Raw genomic sequence first — 18,396 nt, forward strand, 5'->3', positions numbered from 1 at the left:
CTCTCCCACAGTTGAGTGTTCGGCACCTCTTCCAGACGGCAACTGCCGACGAACTGCGTTTGGTGCCTCGTCCCTCGCTTCATCTCTTCTTCAAAGTACAATCTCCCCTTTTTTTTCGCCCATGCAGCTAACTTAGCTCTCTCGCCCTTTCTCCTTCTCTCCACGCCTCTTCAAGCGGAAGGAAATTGGAGCTGTACGGAGTTGTTGCAGGAATAGCTTGGTTCTTGGTTCGTTGTCCGCGCACGGCAACCAGAGTCCCGAATGTGGATAATATATCCATATCGAACAAAAATAAGATTATCCGTCACATGCGCCTTTCATCCTCCCAAAAAAAGGGTGCCTTATCCCTGCTGTTCAGGCCCCCTTTTTTTCCAGTAATTAGGACACTGATCAGATGGGATAAGGCACCCTTTTGCGAAAAGGGGAGGGGCGGTAGCCGGCAATGCGGCGCCATATACAGGGTGGGGGTATGCAGACCACTCTGTCCGCCCGCCTATCGAGAACCCTCGGCCATTCCGCTGGAAGCATGGGTTTGAAGGCTGGCTGTCACAGGCTCACATGCAAGTATTGCAGGGTCGTCCTCAGAACGCAACCGCCCCAAAGCCATCGAGGATGGCCTTGGGGCGGTGTCTCGTGCAGAGTGCATAGCATAGCTTACTTTACGCCGACAAGAAGCGGTACTGGGCGTCGATCAGGTTGCGATAATGGCCGCCGTGCTTCATCAACTGCTCGTGGTTGCCCTGCTCGACGATGACGCCGTGATCGAGCACGACGATCAGGTCGGCGTGGCGGATGGTGGACAGGCGGTGGGCGACGATGAACGACGTCCGATCCGCGAGCAGCGTGCGCATCGCTTCCTGGATGCGCAGCTCGGTCTCCGTGTCGATGCTGGCCGTTGCCTCGTCGAGAATGAGAATGCGCGGGTCGGCGAGCAGCGCCCGGGCGAAGCTGAGCAGTTGCCGCTGTCCCATCGACAGCGCGCTGCCCCGCTCCTCCACCTCGGTGTCGTAACCGCCCGGCAGGTTCGAGATGAACTCGTGCGCCCGCACCGAACGGGCGGCCGCTTCCACTTCCGCGTCGGTCGCATCAGGGCGCCCGTACCGGATATTGTCGCGGATCGTCCCCGAGAAAATAAACGTGTCCTGCATGACAATGCCGATCTGCTTGCGCAAGCTGTCGAGCTGGATGTCGCGGACGTCGATGCCGTCGATCCGAACGCTTCCCTTGACCGTGTCATAGAACCGGCACAGCAGGTTCACGATCGTGCTCTTGCCCGAGCCGGTGTGGCCGACGAGCGCCACGGTCATGCCCGGCTTGATGTTCAGGTTGATGCTGCGCAGTGCCGGACGGTCCGCCTCGTACCCGAACTCGACCTGGTCGAAGACGACCTCGCCCTTCACCTCGGGCAGCTCGATCGCCTCCTCCTTCTCCGCAACGGCCGGCTTCTCGTCCAGATACTCGAAGATGCGCTCGGCCGAGGACATCGAGATAAGCAGCTGCGAGTACATCTGCCCGAGACGGGTGATCGGCTCCCAGAAGTAGCCGATGTACGTAATAAAGGCGACCAGAAGGCCGACGGTCATATCCCCCGTACGGATCAGGTGCGTGCCGTAGAGCAGCAGAATCAGCGTGCCGACCGCGGACGTCACCTCGATGACCGGCCCGAACAGTTGGTTCAGCGCGGAAGCGAAGTTCCACGAGCGGATGTTGCTGCGGTTCATGCCGTCGAAGAACGCGATGTTCTCGTTCTCTTGGGCGAACGCCTGCGTAACGCGAATCCCCTGGATACTCTCGTTCAGATGCGAATTGATGCGGGACTGCTTGATCCGCACCGTCTGCCAGGCGAAGCGGATTTTTTTCCGCAGGGCGGTTGAGACAAGGAACATGAGCGGCACCGTGATCATGATCGCAAGGCCAAGCTTAAAGTTAAGTGCCAGCAGAATAAGGATAATGCCTGCGAGCTGGGCGATATCGATCGCCGAGTTGACGACGCCGTTCGTGAACAGGTCCTGCAGCGAATTGACGTCGTTCGTGACGCGAACGAGCACCGAGCCGGCGGGACGCTTGTCGAAGAAGCGGAAGCTCAGCCGCTGAATGTGATTGAACAGCCGGGTGCGAAGATCGTAAATCACCTTCTGGCCGATCTCGTTCGTCTTCAGGATCGTGTAGCGCTGCGCCCACCACCGGAGCAGGAACATCGCCAGCATAACGCCCATGATCCCGGCCAGCAAGCCTCGGCTCCCCGTTCCGTCCTCGGGGCTCAGCGCCTTGTCGATCGCTTGGCTGATGAGGAACGGAATGGCGAGCTTCGTCAGCATTCCGAACACCGTCATGACGAAGACGACCTTGTTCACGTCGCTACGGTAAGGCTTGACGAAGGTGAACAGGCGCCCCATCTGCTTCCAGTTGAATGCCTTCTCGATCAGCTCGTCGTCTTGATACTTGAACTGGCGGCTCATCCCGTCACTCTCCTCTCTTGCCCGTTCGGCCGTTCGCGTTCGCTCTCTTCCGGTCGATCCGCATACTGCGTCTGATACGTCTCCCGGTAGAGTCCGGGCTGCCGGATCAATTGCTCGTGCTTGCCGCGCTGAACGACGCGCCCCTTCGCCATGACGAGAATCTCGTCCGCTTGCCGGAGCGAGGAGATGCGGTGTGCGATGATGAACGTCGTGCGGTCCTTCATCACCTCGCGGAGCGCCTGCTGGATGACGTGCTCCGTCTCCATATCGAGCGCGCTCGTCGAATCGTCCAGAATGAGGATGCGCGGCTGGAGCAGCAGCGCGCGGGCGATGGCGATCCGCTGCTTCTGACCGCCCGACAGCCCCATGCCCCGCTCCCCGACAATCGTATCGTAGCCGAGCGGCAGCTCCATGATAAAGTCGTGAGCCTGGGCCAGCTTGGCCGCCCGGACGATCTCCTCGTCCGATGCGTCCGCCTTGCCGTAGGCGATGTTCTCGCGGATCGTCGTCGAGAAGAGGAACGATTCCTGGAACACGATCGCCGATTGCCGGCGCAGCGTCGCCAGGTCGAGATCGCGGATATCGATGCCGTCCAGCGTAATCGAGCCGTCTCCGACATCGTACGCCCGCAGCAGCAGCTGCACGATCGTCGACTTGCCCGAGCCCGTCCCGCCGAGCAAGCCGATGACCGATCCGGGAGGCGCATCCAGATCGATGCCCAGCAAGGCGGAAGGCTGCTTCTCGTGGTTCGGATAGCGGAAGCTGACGTCGCGGAACCGGATATGGCCGCGGATGTCCTTATCTTCAAGCACGATGGCGTGCTCGTTGTTCTTCACATGAATCGGCTTGTTCAGCAGCTCCAGCAAGCGCTCTCCGGCCGCTTTGGACTGCGTATAGTTGTTGATCTGGAAGCCGAGGTTCCAGAGCGGCGCAACGATCATGCCGAGCATCCCGTTCATGGAGACGAGCGAGCCGAGCGTGAGCGACTTGTTGATGACCATGATTCCGCCCACGAGGAGCAGCAGCACGACGCTTGCGTTCGCAATAAATTCGATAGCGGGAAAATACTTCGCCCAGACGGAAGCGAGATTCAGGTGGTTGTCCCGATAGTTCTCGTTGCCGGAGCGGAACTTCTTCATCTCATGCTCTTCGCTTGGGAACGACTTGACCGTCCGGACGCCCATGATGTTCTCCTGGACGCTGACCGTCAACCGGCTCACAGCCGCCCGGATCGAGCGGAATACCGGATGGATGCCGAGCTCGAACTTCACCGCGATGTAGCCGAGAACCGGAATGATCGCCATCGTCATGAGCGTGAGGCGCCAATCGATGGTCGCCATCATGATGAAGCCGAACAGGACGAGGAAGGCGGTGTTCAGCAATTGCGCGAAGCCGAAGCCGATGAAGTTGCGAATGCCTTCGATGTCCGCCGTCAGGCGGGACATGAGGTCGCCCGTTCGTGCCGTGTCGTAGAAGGGGAACGACAGCTCCTGCAGTTTCTTGTAGCTGGCCTGCCTTAACCGGTAAGCAAGGCGATTGCCGAGCCGCCCCCCGCTGAAGCCATGGACGTATTGGCTGCACGCCTTCAGGACGATAATTCCGACCGCGAGCAGGGCGAGCCCTGTGAGACCCGCGTATTCGCCCGGTACGATCATGTCGTCGATCAGCACCCGAAGCAGCAGCGGGTAGCCAAGCCCCAGCGCCGTAGCGACGGCCAGCCCGAGCACGGCGCCCAGGAGAAATCCTTTGTCTTGCCAGAAAAACGCCCGCAATCCGCGAAAAACGTTCAAAACAGCCACTCCTCCTTGATGTCGGTTACGTGCGCAGTGTAACAGGAAGCGCTCTCCCCTTCAAACGACAAAGGAAAGGATATGGCGTCCTGGGGAGGGAGGAACTTCCCCGAACGCCCCGGTTCCCTTGGATTTCTTCGAAATGATGCCGTATCCTCCCCTACTTGCCGCAGTCAATTCCCATTTCCGTGCAAAGAAGCGCAAACATAAGGAAAGGCCTTCCTCTATCGACGACACGATAGAAAAAGGCCGAATTTGAACCTATTCGAGCGCAAACGTGAACTAAACGTGAACTTTCTGTGACGATAATGTGATCGTTGCCCATTGCTTCCGCAGGTCGTCCAGCTTCCGCTCCTCGCCCGCTTCCCCAATCGTGATCTCCAGCCCTTGCGCGAACGCGGTCAGTTCGCCCGCAAGCCCTTCGGCGGCGCGCGCCGAATCCGTGCGGAACGCGGCGGCGGTCCGCTCCGTCCAAACTTGCTTCACCTGCTCGAGCCAGACGTCGGCCTCGCGCAGCAGCTCCGCCTCCAACTCCTCGCGCAGCGCGGCCTTGGCGTTCTTCTCGAAGAAGTGCTTCGGGCTGCGGAAGGCGTTCCACAGCCGCTTCGCGTCTACGCCGAGCGCCGACGGGAACGGCTCGGAGAGTGGCAGCTCCAGCTTCGACTTCGCCGGAGCTTCGGGAACGAAGCCGTCGAGCGAAGCGGCGGCCGCCTCCTCTTCGATCCGTCTCGCCACAAGCTTATGAAGAGCGTTCTCCACGCGCAGGCCGGCCGAACGGAGCTCCTGCAGCAGATCTTCGCCGACGCTTCGCTGCAGATCCGCCCAGCAGGCCGGCAGCAGCTTTTTCAGATCGCGCCCGTCGTCCTGCAGCACCGACGGGTGGAAGGCGGCCATGAAGTGCTCGCCGAAGCGATACTTCACGCGCTGCCGCAGATGGTACAGTTGATCGCCCATCTCCTGAACGATCGGCTGCACGGCCGCCTCGTTCTTCGACGATTCCATGCGCTCCTGCAGCTCGCGGGCGACGCCGAGCATCCGCTGCTTGCGCGCCTCCCTCGTGGCGGCATCCTCGTTCGCCGATTCCAGCAGCTTCGCCAACAGCCCGTCGATGCGCGCCAGCTCCTTCTGCGCAGCCGCGACGGCGAGGCCGCCGAGCTCCTCCTCGGAGAATTCGCGGAACGCCTTCTCGAAGGCTGCGAGGCCCGACGCCTGCAGCGCCGCAGCGGACCGCTCCCGCTTCGCCCGCAGTCCGTTCAGGCTCGACACCGGATACAGCCGCGGTTTGCGAATTCCGTGCTTCAGCAGTTGCGTCTCCACGTGCTCGGCGACGGAGTCCAGCTCTTCCCGCGAGGATGCGAGATCGGCGGCGTTGATGAGGAAAAACATTTTGTCCAGCTCGAACACGTCCTTGACGCTTCCGAGCTGGTTCAAGAAGTTGCGGTCGGCTTCCGTGAACGCGTGGTTGTAGTAGGTCACGAACAGCACGGCATCCGCATCCTTGATGTACTGGAAGGCGACGCCGGTATGCCGGGCATTGATCGAATCCGCCCCCGGCGTATCGACGAGCACCGCCCCGCTCCGCGTCAGCGGAGCATCGATATGAAGGTCCGCCGAGGTGACGAAGCACGAGGCTTCCTCTTCCGCCACGAAGCGGCGATATTCCTCCTCTTCGGCCTTCAGCTCGAGGCCGAGCTTCTCCCCGTACCGGCTCCAGCCGGACGCGGCGGCGCGCAGGAACGCAAGATGCGGCCGTCCCTTCGGGTGGAGCTCATCCGGAGACATCCGCGCGGCGAGCCTCAGCAGGGAGCCGACATCGCCCGCCGCCCCTTCGATGTCCTTCTCCGGAATGCCGATCCGGTTCAACGAATGAATGACGTCCTCTTGCATCGCCTCCGCCGTCTTCATCCGGATCAGCGCCGTTCCATGCGGATAGCCGTCCTCCGGCGGCACGATCCGGTTGATCGTCGCCGTCGTCGGATTCGGCGACACGGGAAGCGCGGGCATGCCGACAAGCGCGTTGGCGAACGACGACTTGCCGGCGCTGAACGCGCCGAACAAGGCGATCGTGAAGCGGTTCGCCCGGAACCTCTCCGCCTTCGCCTTCAGCCCCTCCGCCTGCTTCCGCAGCATCGGGAACGGCGCCAGCAAGCCTGCCGCGCGCTCCAGAAGCTCTGCCGCGCCCTGCTGCGCGCCGATAAACGCCGTCTCCGGCTGGGCCGGCTCGCCCGCCGCCCGGTTCAAGGCTCCGCGCTCCGCCCCGGCCGCCTCCGCGATCGGCACTGCGGCCGTCTCGCCGCGCGCCCAATCCGTGCGCGTCGCCAGTTCGGCGGCATCGATCTCGCGCGGCGCCGGAAGAACCGCGTTCGCCGCTTCCGGCGCGTCCGGAAGCAGGCTGAGCAGCCCGCGCTCCGCCTCGCGTTCCTCTTCTTCCAGCGCGGCAAGCTGCGCCGCCGCCTCCTCGCCGGACGACAACTGTCCGCGTTCGGCAAGCAGCGTGCCGCGCTCCGCCTCGCGGGCCGGCTTCCGCGCCTCGTCCAGCTCCTCGGCGAGCAGCAGCGCCTCCCTGCGGACGAGCCCCTTAAGCGCCGCGCTGAGCTCCGAGGAGAAGTGCAGCGTCGCCTGGCCGTCCGCGGCCGCTCCCGGCTTCGCAACCTGGCGAATCCAGTCCGGCGCGACGACGGGCGTCAGCTTCTCCAGCTTCGCCTCAAGCTCCGGCCCGCTCCGCCCGATCTCCTTCGCATCCTGCCGCAGCAGCTCCGCAACATGGCTCTGCACGTTCGCAGCCAACTGCCCGTTCAAGTCGCGGGCCAGCTCCTGCAGGCGGCGCTCGCGCTCCGCTTCGGTCTTGGCCGCGCCGCCGAACCAGCCGCCGGCCTTGAAGCCGCTCTGCAGGCACTCGAGCACTTCCCTGACGCGCTCGCGCGTCTCCGCCGGGGTCAGGTTCGCGTTGCCGAGCAGCTTGTCGAGCCGGTCGCGGAAGCCCAGCAGCCTCGTCTCGCCTTCCGCATCCAGCTCTGCCAGCCGCGCCTCGACCCGCTCGCGCTGCGCACCGAGGCGCGCGATCTCCTCAAGGCCTCCCGCTTGCTCGGCCAGCTCGTTCGCGCGCTCGGCATGGCCTTGCTTCACGTGCTCGCGGAACTGCTCGGCGAGGTACTCCGCCGACCTCCCGGCGCTGCGCAGCATGAGCGGCGCCCGGAGCGGCTTCAGCGCTTCGATGACGCCGATCAGCTCCTCCCATTGCGAGAGCGGATGCTCCGGCTCGCGCAGCGACAGGAAGAGAATGCCGGCCGGCTCGATCTGCCAGTTGCTCATCGCCTGGCGCAGTCCATCGCGGAACGCCGCGAAGCCGACCTCCTCTTCCCGGTGCTTGTCGATCATATTGACGATCAGATAAGTAGGCTTGCCCCAGCGATGGAGCGTCCGCATGAAGCGGAAGTTCACTTCCGAGAGCACGTGGTTGTAGTCGCTGACGAAGAACACGACGTCAGCCAGATGAAGGGCGGATTCCGTCGCGGCGCGGTGGGCCCCGTCGGTCGAGTCCACCCCCGGCGTATCGACGAGCGCCAGCCCCCCGCGCAGCAAGGGAACCGGATAAGTCACGTCGATCGACGCGACACCCTCTCCGTCGATGGCCAGATCGCTAAGCCGTTCGACCGGCAGGTTCGGCGTCTCGACGACGCTCCCGTCCTTCGCGCGGAACAGAACGTGGGCGCCCGGCTCCCCATCGCGGACGGTGACGACGTTAGCCGTCGTCGGAATCGGCGACGACGGCAGCAGCGGCGCCTCCATAAGCGCGTTGACGAGCGTCGACTTGCCGGCGGAGAAGTGTCCGCAGAACGCGATCGTGAGCAGCCCCCTGTCCAGCTTGTCGGCGAGTTCGCCGAATTTCTCTTCCTGAATGCCGTCGCCTGCCGCTCCGGCCGTCTCTCCCATTCGCCGCAGCGCATTCCCGTACTTCGTTAATTCCATCTGATTCGTATCCGTCCCATGTAGCGTCATTTCGATATCCTTTCCCCGATGCGGAAGCGTCTCCCGACGCTCGATCCTCAAGATTCGTTGGCTTGCTTCGCCTTGCTGCTTGCGCGGCTGCCCGCGGCCGCCTTCGGCTTCTCGGCCTTGGCAGGCTTGCGGGCGGGAGCCGGCTTCAGCGCCGCCTTCATCCGCCGCTTGCCCTCCGGACAGACGTCCATAAGCGGACACACCGGACACGCGGGGTTCTGCGCCTTGCAATGATATCGCCCGAAGAAAATAAGCCGGTGATGCGTAATCGTCCACTCCTCGCGAGGAACGAGCTTCATCAGCCGCTTCTCCACCTCGAGCACGCTGTCGTCCGCCTTCGCGATGCCCAGCCGCTTGGAGACGCGCTCCACATGGGTGTCGACGGCGATCGCGGGCACGTCGAACGCATTGGAGACGACGACGTTGGCCGTCTTCCGCCCGACGCCGGGAAGCTCTGTCAGCTCCTCATGGCGGCGCGGCACTTCTCCGTCGTATTTATCGATAAGAATCCGGCTCAGCTTCTGGATGTTCGCCGCCTTGTTGCGGTACAAGCCGATACGGCGAATGTCGTTCTCGAGCTCCTCGAGCGGAACGGCCAAGTAATCGTCCGGCTTCCGATACTTCTCGAAGAGCGAAGCCGTCACCTTGTTGACCGTCTCGTCCGTGCATTGGGCAGACAGCAGCACCGCGATCGTCAGCTCGAACGGGTTGCGATGGTTAAGCTCGCAGTGCGCATCCGGGAACATGCCGGCTATCGTATCCAGTATATGCCTCATTCTCGCAGCGTTCATAAGATAACTCCAATCTTCCTATCGACAGGAATATAGCAAGACGATTTACCTTCCCAAGTGTACCGAATCTTCGGACGGGCGGCAACACCCTTCCCGAACGGGAATGCCCCGGACAACGTATTATTTGTGGAAAAGACCGCCCTCCCGATCCCGAAGGATCGCGGAGGACGGCCTCAACGGCGCTCGATTGCGATTAGTTCTTGACGATCTCGACCGCCTTGCTGCGAATCGAGTACACGGTAACGGAGTCTCCGTTGCCAAGGCTCGACAAGGCGATCGTCGTGTCTCCCGAATGAATGTAAGCGGAAGAGCTGACGGTAACGCTGTCCGATACGCCGGTCGACGACTTCAGGAAGTTCAGAATGCCTGTCGATGCGTTCACATACCAGACCGTCTTCGTCACCGGAGCCAGAACGGTGACGACCGTCTGCCCGGCTTCGTTCAGGCGCACTTCAACGCGGTCGCCGGCTTGCAGATTGGACAGCGAGCTGAATGTCGCGCCGTTCTTCGTGACGACCACCGTCGAGGTCGTGTTGACGACGGTCGACGCCCCGCCGTAAGGCAGAACGGTAAGCGTGCTCGCCGCGGCGTTCACCGACTCCAACTGCCCGAGGGTGACGCGCACCGTCTGAACCGACTTCAGCGTGTTGCCGAGCAGCGCCGCGTTGATCGTCATTCCCGCCGTGAGTGCGGACAACGTCGAGGCGGCTCCGCTCTCGCCGTAGAACTTGATGGACGAATCGATCGTCCACGTCGTCTCGACGCCGGTCGTAGCGTTCTTCGCCGTCAGCTTGTTCGCGCTCGTGTCGACCGACACGACTTCAAGCTGGGCTGTCTTGTTCACCTGTATGGTGACGACATTCAACAGATCGCTCGTCAGGTATGCTGTCACGCTGTCGCCGACAGCAATGCTCGCGTACGTAGCGCTCGAGTTCCCGAACAGTTCGACCGCAGGCGAAGCGTAATAAAGCGTCTGTGTGGAGCCGTCCGCAAGTTCGAGTGTCAGCACACGGCTCGTTGTATTGTTAGCGAGGACGGTACCGCTGTATTTCGAGATGATATCGATATAGTACAGATTGGAATCCGAATAGCCGATATCCGCCTTGCGTCCCTTAATGAAGTAGCTCACGGCGGTTGCTTTCGTGATTGTGTTGCCGTTATAGCTGTATCGAGTGCCAGAGCCCAAAGAATAGGCTGTCGACTTGCCATCGCTGTCCTTGATGACCAGAATGCCGTCGTCCGCTACGTACGAGGAGATCGTTCCTCCCGTCAACGTCTTGATCGAGCGGTTGGTCACTTGAATGGCGACGACGTAGCCGGATTCGTCAAGGGTAAGCTCAACCTGATCGCCCTTGTACAGATCGTCAAGATCCGCGTCCGCAACTCCGGTGATCGACACCGTAATATCGTCGTCATAGAACTTGGCCTTGATATCGCTCGAGTTCAGAGCCGATGTATATTGGATCGTCTGCTCCGTCGTATCCGCCTTGAAGAAATAACCGGTTACCGCTTCCGCAGGAGATTTGGTGATGACGATGTCCGTATATTGGCCGTCCACAACCTTGTAGGAGACGGACGAACCGGCCTTCAGCTCGCTCTTGCCGACATATTGGCCGTCCTTCTGGATGGTTGCCGTCGCCGCGATATTCCGCGATTCTGCAACCGCCGTCGCATCGTCCTTGACCGTAAGCGTACCGAGCGTCGAATCGTATCCGACGATCGTGCCGCTGCCGGTCTTGTTCACCGTCGAAGTCGTCAGCGACACCGCGACGACCCGCTTCGAGCTGCTGAAGCCGTCGATCAGAAGCTTCAGCTTCGCTCCCGCCGGAATGTCGCCAAGCGCGATCGAGCTTCCTTCCGAATCCGTAACGACCGGAAGCATCTCCGAATCGAACGAATACGAGCTTACGTCTTCGCCCGCGAGCAGCGAGATCAGGCTCTTGCTCGAATTGACGACGACAAGCTCTCCTTCGACGGCCTGGACCTGCGCGGTATCGTCAAGCTGCTCCGCATACGCGGCCGTGCCGTCGCCGGAGCCGATGACGATCGCCTTGCCGTAAAGCGTAAGGTCGCTCTCGCTCAGCAGACTCTCGGAGTCCGCCCGCGAGAAAAGCGTGCTGTCCGTCACGCCGTACGTCGTGATCGTGCCGTCGGAATGGAGCATCTTCAGCTCCGTCGGGCTGATCTTCAGCCAGATGCCGGACGCTTGTCCCGAGAAGGACGTTGCGATCTGCGACTCCGCCCGGCTGAACAAGGTGGCGGCGGCGGCACGCGTCAGAGTGCCCTTCGGATCGAACTTGTTGCCGTCGGTGCCCTTGACAAGCCCGTGCTGCACCGCCACGTTCACGTAACCGAGATAATCCGGGTCAATCGCGGAATTGTCCGCGAACGAGGTTGCCGTCGAAGCGGCGGCGCTTGCGTCCGCATCCATGCCGATCGCGCGGACGAGCAGCCGGGCCACCCATTCGCGAGTTGCCGGGCTGCTTCCCCAATTCTTGCCGGCTTCCGCGCTCGCCAGCTCGAACTCTTCGGCCATATCGATCAAATTCTGCTTGAAGGCGAAGTTGATATACGTCTTGAAGTAGTTATCGACATAGAATGAGTCCGGGAACGAGACGGCGCTCGAATCCACCTTGTCTTCCAGCCCCATGAAGCGAATTGCGATCAGAACCGCCTCTTGACGGCTCAATGCGGCATTGGGGGAGAACTTCCCTTCGTTGCCCTTGAGCAATCCTTGAAGAGCCAGCTTGGCAATGTGCTTCTCGGCCCAATGCCCCGCCGCCACGTCCGAGAACGGCGTCGCCGCCGCGGCCGAAGCCCGCGGAGCTTGCAACGCGGACCCGGTCCATACTAGAGTCAGAATCACGATCAAGCTGATCCAGGACTTGCCTCGCATAGCAATCGCCATATCTCTATCTCTCCTATTCCATCATTATGAATGCGGCAGCCTGCTACTCGAGCTGCAAATACTTCTTGATAGCCTTGGCCAAGCCTTGGGCGACATTGCTCTGGAACGTCTCCAGGAACATGACGCTCTCGTCCCCCGCGTTCGATAGATAACCGGCTTCGAACAGAACGGCCGGCATCTTCGTCTCGCGGGTAACCGCCAGACTCTGCTTGATGACGCCGCGGTCCTTGAGGCCGGTCGTCGGCGTCGCGTACGTCTGAACCGCCTTGGCGAAGGCGAGGCTGTCGTCTCTCGTATAGTAGACTTCCGTTCCCGTCACCGTGCTCTTCGTATTGCTGTTGCCGTGCACGGACAGGAACAGATCGGCGCTGATCGAGTTCGCCAGATTGTAGCGATCCGCCAGCGTCGGGTATGTATCTCCCGAACGGGTCAGGACGATGTTCAGCCTTGTGTCCGCCGCCAGAATCGCTTGCAGCTTTAGAATAACCGCCAGATTGAAGTCCTTCTCGAACTTGCCCGTAATGCTCGGCGCACCGGGGTCGCTTCCGCCGTGTCCGGCATCCAGAACAACCGTGTACGTTCCCGCTCCCACGTCCGGCTTCGTCGTCGTCACCGTCGACGGATCGACGAGCTTGACCGTAAGCGTTCGAAGCGACGCGTCGTTCACGATCTCGTAGCTCCACTTCTGGCTGAGATCGAGCACGAACCGCAGCGTCTTCGGACTGTCCGAGAAGAGCGAGTAGCGGATCTTCGTCAAGGCGGCGTGATCGGTTACCGCCAGCTCCCCGAGCGACTTCACCACCGAATTCGCGTCAACCCCCAGCGCGGGTTCGAAGTTCGTCGCGAACTGCGACGAAGGCAGGTCGATGACGATCCGGTCGGGTCCCGTCAGGACGGACGTCTTCGGCACGAGGAAGCCGCCTGCGTACTTGATGACGATCGAATTGTCCGCGTAGCTGACCGATTGAACTTGCGTGATCGTCGTCTGCGGGACCGTCGTCCCTCCCGTCGATCCGTCCGTGCCGCCAGTCTCCGTGCCTCCGGATTCCGGCAGGCTCGCTTCGCCTCCCGTACTGCCGGAATCGCTTCCACCTGCGGAGCCGCCGGATTCTCCCGAGCTCCCGGTGCTCCCCGCCGGCGGGGTAGGGCTGTACAGGTACACCGACTTGGTCGGATTGTCCCAGTACACCTGCAGTCCGAAGGCTTCTCCAACGAACCGCAACGGGATCATCGTGCTGTTCGACTTCGCAGTCGGTGCCGCCTGCAGGGCGACGACCTTGCCGTCGACGAGCGCCGACTTCTGCTCGAGCACCATCTCGACCTTCGAGGTCTCGCTCGACACCGTCACTTGCTTCTTGCTGCTGTCGTAATCGACTTTGTAGCCCAGATTCTCCCCGACGATCCGCACAGGCACCATCGTGTAGTTGCCGATCAAGGCCGGAGGCTCAACGGGGTTCAGAATTTTGCCGTCCAGCACAAGCTTCGGAGCCACCGTCTCAGCAGAGGCGGTTCCGCAAGCCATGAACAGCATGACGGCAACGACAAACAACAGGGACGTCCACTTCTTCATGCTTCACCTCAGTGTGTAATGTTCTGGAAGTCTATCTTGCCGATGGGGTACCCACCCAGCTTGTCCATGAAACATTAGACGAGGGTATTCGTCAAAAGTTGCGAGAAGAAGAGGAAAAAAAGACTCCGGTTCCCGAATATTGCCGTATCGGAAACCGGAGCCTTGCTTGCTGCCGTGTATCTCGCCAGAAGAGCGTTTATCGCTTCCTGACGCGTTTAATCAGAACTTGTTCGCCAGACGCGCTTCGTACTTGGACTCGTAAGCCGCGATCAGATCGCTGTGCTGCAGAGTCAGTCCGATGTCGTCCAGGCCTTGCAGAAGGAATTGACGGCGGTGCTCGTCAAGGTCGAAGTGGATCGTCAGATCCGCGCCGTCCGTCATCACCTTGTTCTCGAGGTCGACCGTCAGCTTGTAGCCGACGTTCGCGTTCGTGCGTTGGAACAGGTCCTCGACTTGCTCTTCGCTGAGCTTGATCGGAAGGATGCCGTTCTTGAAGCAGTTGTTGTAGAAAATATCCGCGAACGAAGGAGCGATAACGACGCGGAAGCCGTAGTCCATGATCGCCCAAGGAGCGTGCTCGCGCGAGGAGCCGCAGCCGAAGTTCGCGCGGGAGATCAGGATGCTGGAGCCTTGGTAACGCTCCTGGTTGAGGCTGAACTCGGGAATGACATTCCCCTGTTCGTCCCAACGCCATTCGAAGAACAGGAATTGGCCGAAGCCGCTGCGCTCGATTCTCTTCAGGAATTGCTTAGGAATAATAGCGTCTGTATCCACGTTCACGCGGTCGACCGGCGTGACGATGCCCGTAAGTTGTTTGAATGCTTCCATCGTATCGAATCTCCCTTCTTATACCGTGACTTCGGAACGGAATTCCCAGCCACGAACGTCGGTGAACTTGCCCTGGACCGCTGCAGCGGCAGCCATCTCGGGAGATACCAGGTGCGTGCGTCCGCCGCGGCCTTGACGTCCTTCGAAGTTGCGGTTCGAAGTCGAAGCGCAGCGTTGGCCCGGCTTCAGAACGTCCGGATTCATCGCGAGGCACATCGAGCAGCCCGCTTCGCGCCATTCGAAGCCTGCCGCGGTGAAGATCTTGTCCAGGCCTTCCTTCTCGGCTTGAATCTTGACGCGGCCGGAGCCCGGCACAACGATCGCCGTTACGTTCGGGCTGACCTTGTGGCCTTGGGCTACCTTGGCAGCCGCGCGCAGGTCTTCGATTCGACCGTTGGTGCAAGATCCGATAAAGACGTAATCGATCGGGATCTCGGACATCGGAGTGCCCGGCTTCAGATCCATGTATTCCAGCGCCTTCTCGGCGGCCTTGCGTTCGTTCTCCGTCGGCAGTTGCTCCGGATACGGAACCGTGGAGGAGATGCCGGTGCCCATGCCCGGGCTCGTACCCCAGGTTACTTGCGGAACGAGAGCTTCGACGTCAAGCTCGACAACCGTGTCGTACACGGCGCCTTCGTCGGAAGTAAGAGCCTTCCACTGCTCGACCGCACGGTCGAAATCTTCGCCTTGCGGAGCGTATTCGCGGCCGCGCAAGTAGTTGAAGGTCGTCTCGTCCGGAGCGATCAGGCCCGCGCGAGCACCGCCTTCGATCGACATGTTGCAGACGGTCATGCGCTCTTCCATCGACAGATCGCGGATCGCTTCGCCCGTGTATTCGATAACGTAGCCGGTGGCGAAGTCCGTGCCGTACTTGGCGATCAGGCCGAGGATGAGGTCCTTCGCCGTGATGCCGGCCGGACGCTTGCCGACGAAGCGCACTTCCATCGTCTTCGCCTTCGCTTGCTGCAAGCACTGCGTAGCCATAACGTGCTCGACTTCGCTCGTGCCGATGCCGAACGCCAGGGCGCCGAATGCGCCGTGCGTCGAAGTGTGGCTGTCGCCGCACACGATCGTCTTGCCCGGATGGGTCAGGCCCAGCTCAGGTCCCATAACGTGAACGACGCCTTGGTCGATCGTGTTCAAGTCGTACAGCTTGACGCCGAACTCCTTGCAGTTGTTCGTCAGCGTATCGACCTGCTGCTTGGAGATCGGATCGGCGATATTGAAGCGATCCTGCGTCGGTACGTTGTGGTCCATCGTTGCGAACGTCAGGTCCGGACGGCGAACCTTGCGGCCCGTCATGCGCAGGCCTTCGAACGCTTGCGGCGACGTTACCTCGTGTACCAGATGCAGGTCGATGTACAGAATGCTCGGCTTGCCCGCTTCGGAATAAATCTCGTGATTGTTCCAGATTTTCTCGAACATCGTCTTCTTGCTCATTGTTCATTCACCCCGTCGTATGATCATGTCTCTACTATATCACCGCTTCGTTCATTGCTCCAAGATATAATAACTATAAGGGTTATAGGTTGAACCTATCCACCTAAACGCCGCATCGCTTGCCCAGTACGGGTTTTCCCCTATTGGCCGATTCAGATCAGATCAGCTCCCCTTGGAAAATGTGTCCGAATCGTGAACGAGCAATCCCCCGCTTCGAGACATTGTTCAATTAATTGTAGCCGGCCCCGGCTTCCGATTCTAGCGGAAAGGAGATCCAGCCTATCATTTATCATTCTTCTATAGTTTCGTGCTATAATGATTCCAATTCACCCAAGAGAGGAGACCGGGAATGGAGCTCCGTCTTCTTCATTACGTCATCCAGATCGCGATCGAACGCAACTTCTCCCGTGCCGCCGAGAAACTTCATATCGCACAGCCGTCGCTCAGCCAGCAGTTGTCCAAGCTCGAGAAGGAGCTCGGCATCCTGCTGTTCAAGCGGAGCACAAACTCCGTCGAGCTGACCTATGCCGGTTCCATCTTCGTCGAGAGAGCGAAGCAGATCGTCGACATGACCGAGCAGCTCCGCCAGGAGATGGAGGACATCGCCGACCTGCGCAAAGGCCGGATTCTCGTCGGAAGCCTGCCGATTACCGGAGCGCACGTCCTTCCCGACGTGCTTACCGCCTTCCGGCTGTCGCACCCGAACATCGAGATCGCCCTCGTCGAAGAGACGACAACCCAGCTTGAACAGTTGACCGCCAGCGGCGGCACCGATGTGAGCCTGCTGTCGCTCCCCCTTATCGAGCCCTCGCTCGCGTACGAGCCGATCATCGAGGAAGAGATTTATTTGGCCGTCCCTCCCGACCATCGCCTTGCCGCCGCTGCCAAGGAGGCGATCGACCTCGCCGACATGAAGGACGAATCGTTTGTTCTGCTCAAGCGGGGCCAAGGCTTCCGGGCGATCGCCTACGACCTGTGCCAGCAGGCCGGATTCGCGCCGCGCGTCGTGTTCGAGAGCAGCAACATCGAGACGGTGCAGTCGCTCGTCGCCGCCGGGATGGGCATCGGGTTCGTGCCTCACATGGTCGCCAGAAGCGGACTCGGCGCCGTCCATGCCCCCGTCTACATTCGTTTGAACAACAAGCCGACACGCACCCTCGTCATCGCCTATCGCAAAGGCCGTTATTTGTCCAATGCGGCCGAAGCTTTTATCGAGATTTTCCGCAAGACGATGGAGGACCTCAATAAACAGAAAGATTAACTTATTCGTACAGGCTCGGGCGGCGGTCGGCGAACACCGGAATGCGCCCGCGCACCTCGTCCGCGAGGTTCAGGTCGATGTCGGCGGTCAGAATCGTCTCCTCTTCCCCCGCTTCGGCGACAACCTCTCCCCAAGGATCGATAACCATCGAATGGCCGAAGAAGTGCGTCGTTCCGCTGCTGCCCGACCGGTTGCACGCCACGACGTACATCTGGTTCTCGATCGCCCGCGCCTGGAGCAGCGTGCGCCAATGATGGAGGCGGGGATGCGGCCATTCCGCCGGCACGAACAACACCTTGGCTCCCTGGAGAGCAAGCATGCGGGCCAGCTCCGGGAAGCGGATGTCGTAGCAGATCATCACGCCGGCCGGCACTCCCTCCAGCGTGAAGCGTCCGGGCTTCTCCCCCGCTTCGAGATGAAGATGCTCGTCCATCAGCTTAAACAGATGGATCTTCGAATATTCGGCAATCTGCCCGCCGTCGCGTCCGAAGCCGTACACGGTGTTCGTCACCTTCGCCGGCTGCGCTTCTTCACTCTCATGCAGCTCCGCGATCGAGCCCGCGATAATGTTGACGCCGTGACGCTTCGCGAATTCGGAGATGAAGGCGCGGGTTCGGCCCCCGGCCGGATCGGCCAGCTCCCGGATGCGCTCCAGCGCGTAGCCGGTGTTCCACATCTCCGGCACGACGATGACGTCCGGCTGCGGCGAGGCGGCGACCGCTTCGTTCAGCCGCTCCTCCAGGCGGGCGAAGTTCGACTCCGGCTGTCCGGCGTCGATATGCATCTGGATAAGCGCGATGCGCAGCGGGTTGGGATTCGGATTGGAATTGGAATCGGGATTGGGATTAGACATGGGGCAAGCTCTCCTTCGGGTTCAATCGTGCGGCCATACGCGGGCCTTTCCTCTAATCGTATCGTACCTTATTCCTGGCGGAGGCGACAAGGTCCAGAGTTCCGCGGCCAACACACGATCAACTCACAGTAAACTCGCGCTAAACTCAGGGGCACGCGCCTATCCCTTGCCTCCACGCCCCTATCTCCCCCCGCGACCCTTTCTCCCTCCATGCCTCTCTCCCTCCACGCCTCTCTCGCCCAACCTGACTCATTCCCGGCTTTTCCGATTGCTCATTGCGCCTTCGTTGTGCTACAGTTTTTATATTCCGGACAAGCTGGCTTTGTGCGATTAACGATTTCGGGATTGCGCATGGCAGGAGTCAAGGGTTCGCGTATTATATGTGATTTTTAACATTCATTTGGCGCCAGGGGCTGTTATTCGCGAGATGAATACGGTTTTTAGCATAAAAACGGCAAGCAACGGCTCATTGGGGACGATTGTATGCGGTTTTTAGC

The 18,396-nt window shown here is 60.8% G+C and carries 10 protein-coding genes; 1 reads left to right on the forward strand and 9 read right to left on the reverse strand.

Features of this window, described 5'->3' with window-relative positions; all coding sequences use genetic code 11:
* Nucleotides 1-659: 659 nt before the first annotated feature.
* The 8 genes from E6C55_RS08760 to leuC all read right to left on the reverse strand — a co-directional run bounded on the left by E6C55_RS08760 (nt 660) and on the right by leuC (nt 15,785).
* Nucleotides 660-2,459: an ABC transporter ATP-binding protein gene (locus E6C55_RS08760; RefSeq protein WP_136369406.1), complete on the reverse strand. Its 1,800-nt coding sequence runs from the start codon at nt 2,457-2,459 to the stop codon at nt 660-662.
* The gene (locus E6C55_RS08765) at nt 2,456-4,249 is read right to left on the reverse strand and encodes an ABC transporter ATP-binding protein (RefSeq protein WP_136369407.1); all 1,794 of its coding nucleotides are present in this window, start codon (nt 4,247-4,249) and stop codon (nt 2,456-2,458) included. Before E6C55_RS08765 ends, E6C55_RS08760 begins: the two co-directional genes overlap by 4 nt.
* Nucleotides 4,250-4,531: 282 nt before the next feature.
* Nucleotides 4,532-8,248: a dynamin family protein gene (locus E6C55_RS08770; RefSeq protein WP_136369408.1), complete on the reverse strand. Its 3,717-nt coding sequence runs from the start codon at nt 8,246-8,248 to the stop codon at nt 4,532-4,534.
* A 47-nt stretch (nt 8,249-8,295) separates the two neighbouring features.
* The gene (gene nth / locus E6C55_RS08775; protein ID WP_136369409.1) at nt 8,296-9,039 is read right to left on the reverse strand and encodes an endonuclease III; all 744 of its coding nucleotides are present in this window, start codon (nt 9,037-9,039) and stop codon (nt 8,296-8,298) included.
* 193 nt (nt 9,040-9,232) lie between these two features.
* Entirely contained in the window at nt 9,233-11,947 is a 2,715-nt protein-coding gene (locus tag E6C55_RS08780; RefSeq protein ID WP_136369410.1) for an S-layer homology domain-containing protein, read from the reverse strand.
* Nucleotides 11,948-11,990: 43 nt separating this feature from the next.
* On the reverse strand, nt 11,991-13,517 hold the full coding sequence (locus tag E6C55_RS08785) for an N-acetylmuramoyl-L-alanine amidase (protein ID WP_136369411.1): 1,527 nt from the start codon (nt 13,515-13,517) through the stop codon (nt 11,991-11,993).
* 219 nt (nt 13,518-13,736) lie between these two features.
* Nucleotides 13,737-14,345, reverse strand: a complete 609-nt coding sequence (gene leuD, locus E6C55_RS08790; protein ID WP_136369412.1) for a 3-isopropylmalate dehydratase small subunit — start codon at nt 14,343-14,345, stop codon at nt 13,737-13,739.
* Nucleotides 14,346-14,363: 18 nt separating this feature from the next.
* Nucleotides 14,364-15,785, reverse strand: coding sequence for a 3-isopropylmalate dehydratase large subunit (gene leuC / locus E6C55_RS08795; protein ID WP_136369413.1), 1,422 nt, complete (start codon nt 15,783-15,785; stop codon nt 14,364-14,366).
* Nucleotides 15,786-16,134: 349 nt separating this feature from the next.
* On the opposite strand from leuC, the gene E6C55_RS08800 reads away from it, so the two are divergent.
* A complete protein-coding gene (locus tag E6C55_RS08800) occupies nt 16,135-17,046 on the forward strand; it encodes a LysR family transcriptional regulator (RefSeq protein WP_136369414.1) in 912 nt (303 codons plus the stop codon).
* Nucleotide 17,047: 1 nt separating this feature from the next.
* Here E6C55_RS08800 and E6C55_RS08805 read toward each other — a convergent pair whose 3' ends face one another.
* Nucleotides 17,048-17,899 carry a carbon-nitrogen family hydrolase gene (locus E6C55_RS08805; RefSeq protein ID WP_136369415.1) on the reverse strand — a complete coding sequence of 284 codons (852 nt, stop codon included), beginning with the start codon at nt 17,897-17,899 and terminating at the stop codon, nt 17,048-17,050.
* Nucleotides 17,900-18,396: the final 497 nt, after the last annotated feature.

Origin of the sequence: Cohnella fermenti (assembly GCF_004801405.1) — a bacterium.
In the GTDB taxonomy this organism is placed as follows: domain Bacteria; phylum Bacillota; class Bacilli; order Paenibacillales; family Paenibacillaceae; genus Cohnella; species Cohnella fermenti.

What these genes read in the sequence shown, in the direction of transcription:
- leuC (WP_136369413.1), bottom strand. Translation starts at nt 15,785, where the DNA reads ATGAGCAAGAAGACGATGTTCGAGAAAATCTGGAACAATCACGAGATT.
- nth (WP_136369409.1), bottom strand. Translation starts at nt 9,039, where the DNA reads ATGAACGCTGCGAGAATGAGGCATATACTGGATACGATAGCCGGCATG.
- E6C55_RS08770 (WP_136369408.1), bottom strand. Translation starts at nt 8,248, where the DNA reads ATGACGCTACATGGGACGGATACGAATCAGATGGAATTAACGAAGTAC.
- E6C55_RS08800 (WP_136369414.1), top strand. Translation starts at nt 16,135, where the DNA reads ATGGAGCTCCGTCTTCTTCATTACGTCATCCAGATCGCGATCGAACGC.
- E6C55_RS08760 (WP_136369406.1), bottom strand. Translation starts at nt 2,459, where the DNA reads ATGAGCCGCCAGTTCAAGTATCAAGACGACGAGCTGATCGAGAAGGCA.
- leuD (WP_136369412.1), bottom strand. Translation starts at nt 14,345, where the DNA reads ATGGAAGCATTCAAACAACTTACGGGCATCGTCACGCCGGTCGACCGC.
- E6C55_RS08805 (WP_136369415.1), bottom strand. Translation starts at nt 17,899, where the DNA reads ATGTCTAATCCCAATCCCGATTCCAATTCCAATCCGAATCCCAACCCG.
- E6C55_RS08785 (WP_136369411.1), bottom strand. Translation starts at nt 13,517, where the DNA reads ATGAAGAAGTGGACGTCCCTGTTGTTTGTCGTTGCCGTCATGCTGTTC.
- E6C55_RS08780 (WP_136369410.1), bottom strand. Translation starts at nt 11,947, where the DNA reads ATGGCGATTGCTATGCGAGGCAAGTCCTGGATCAGCTTGATCGTGATT.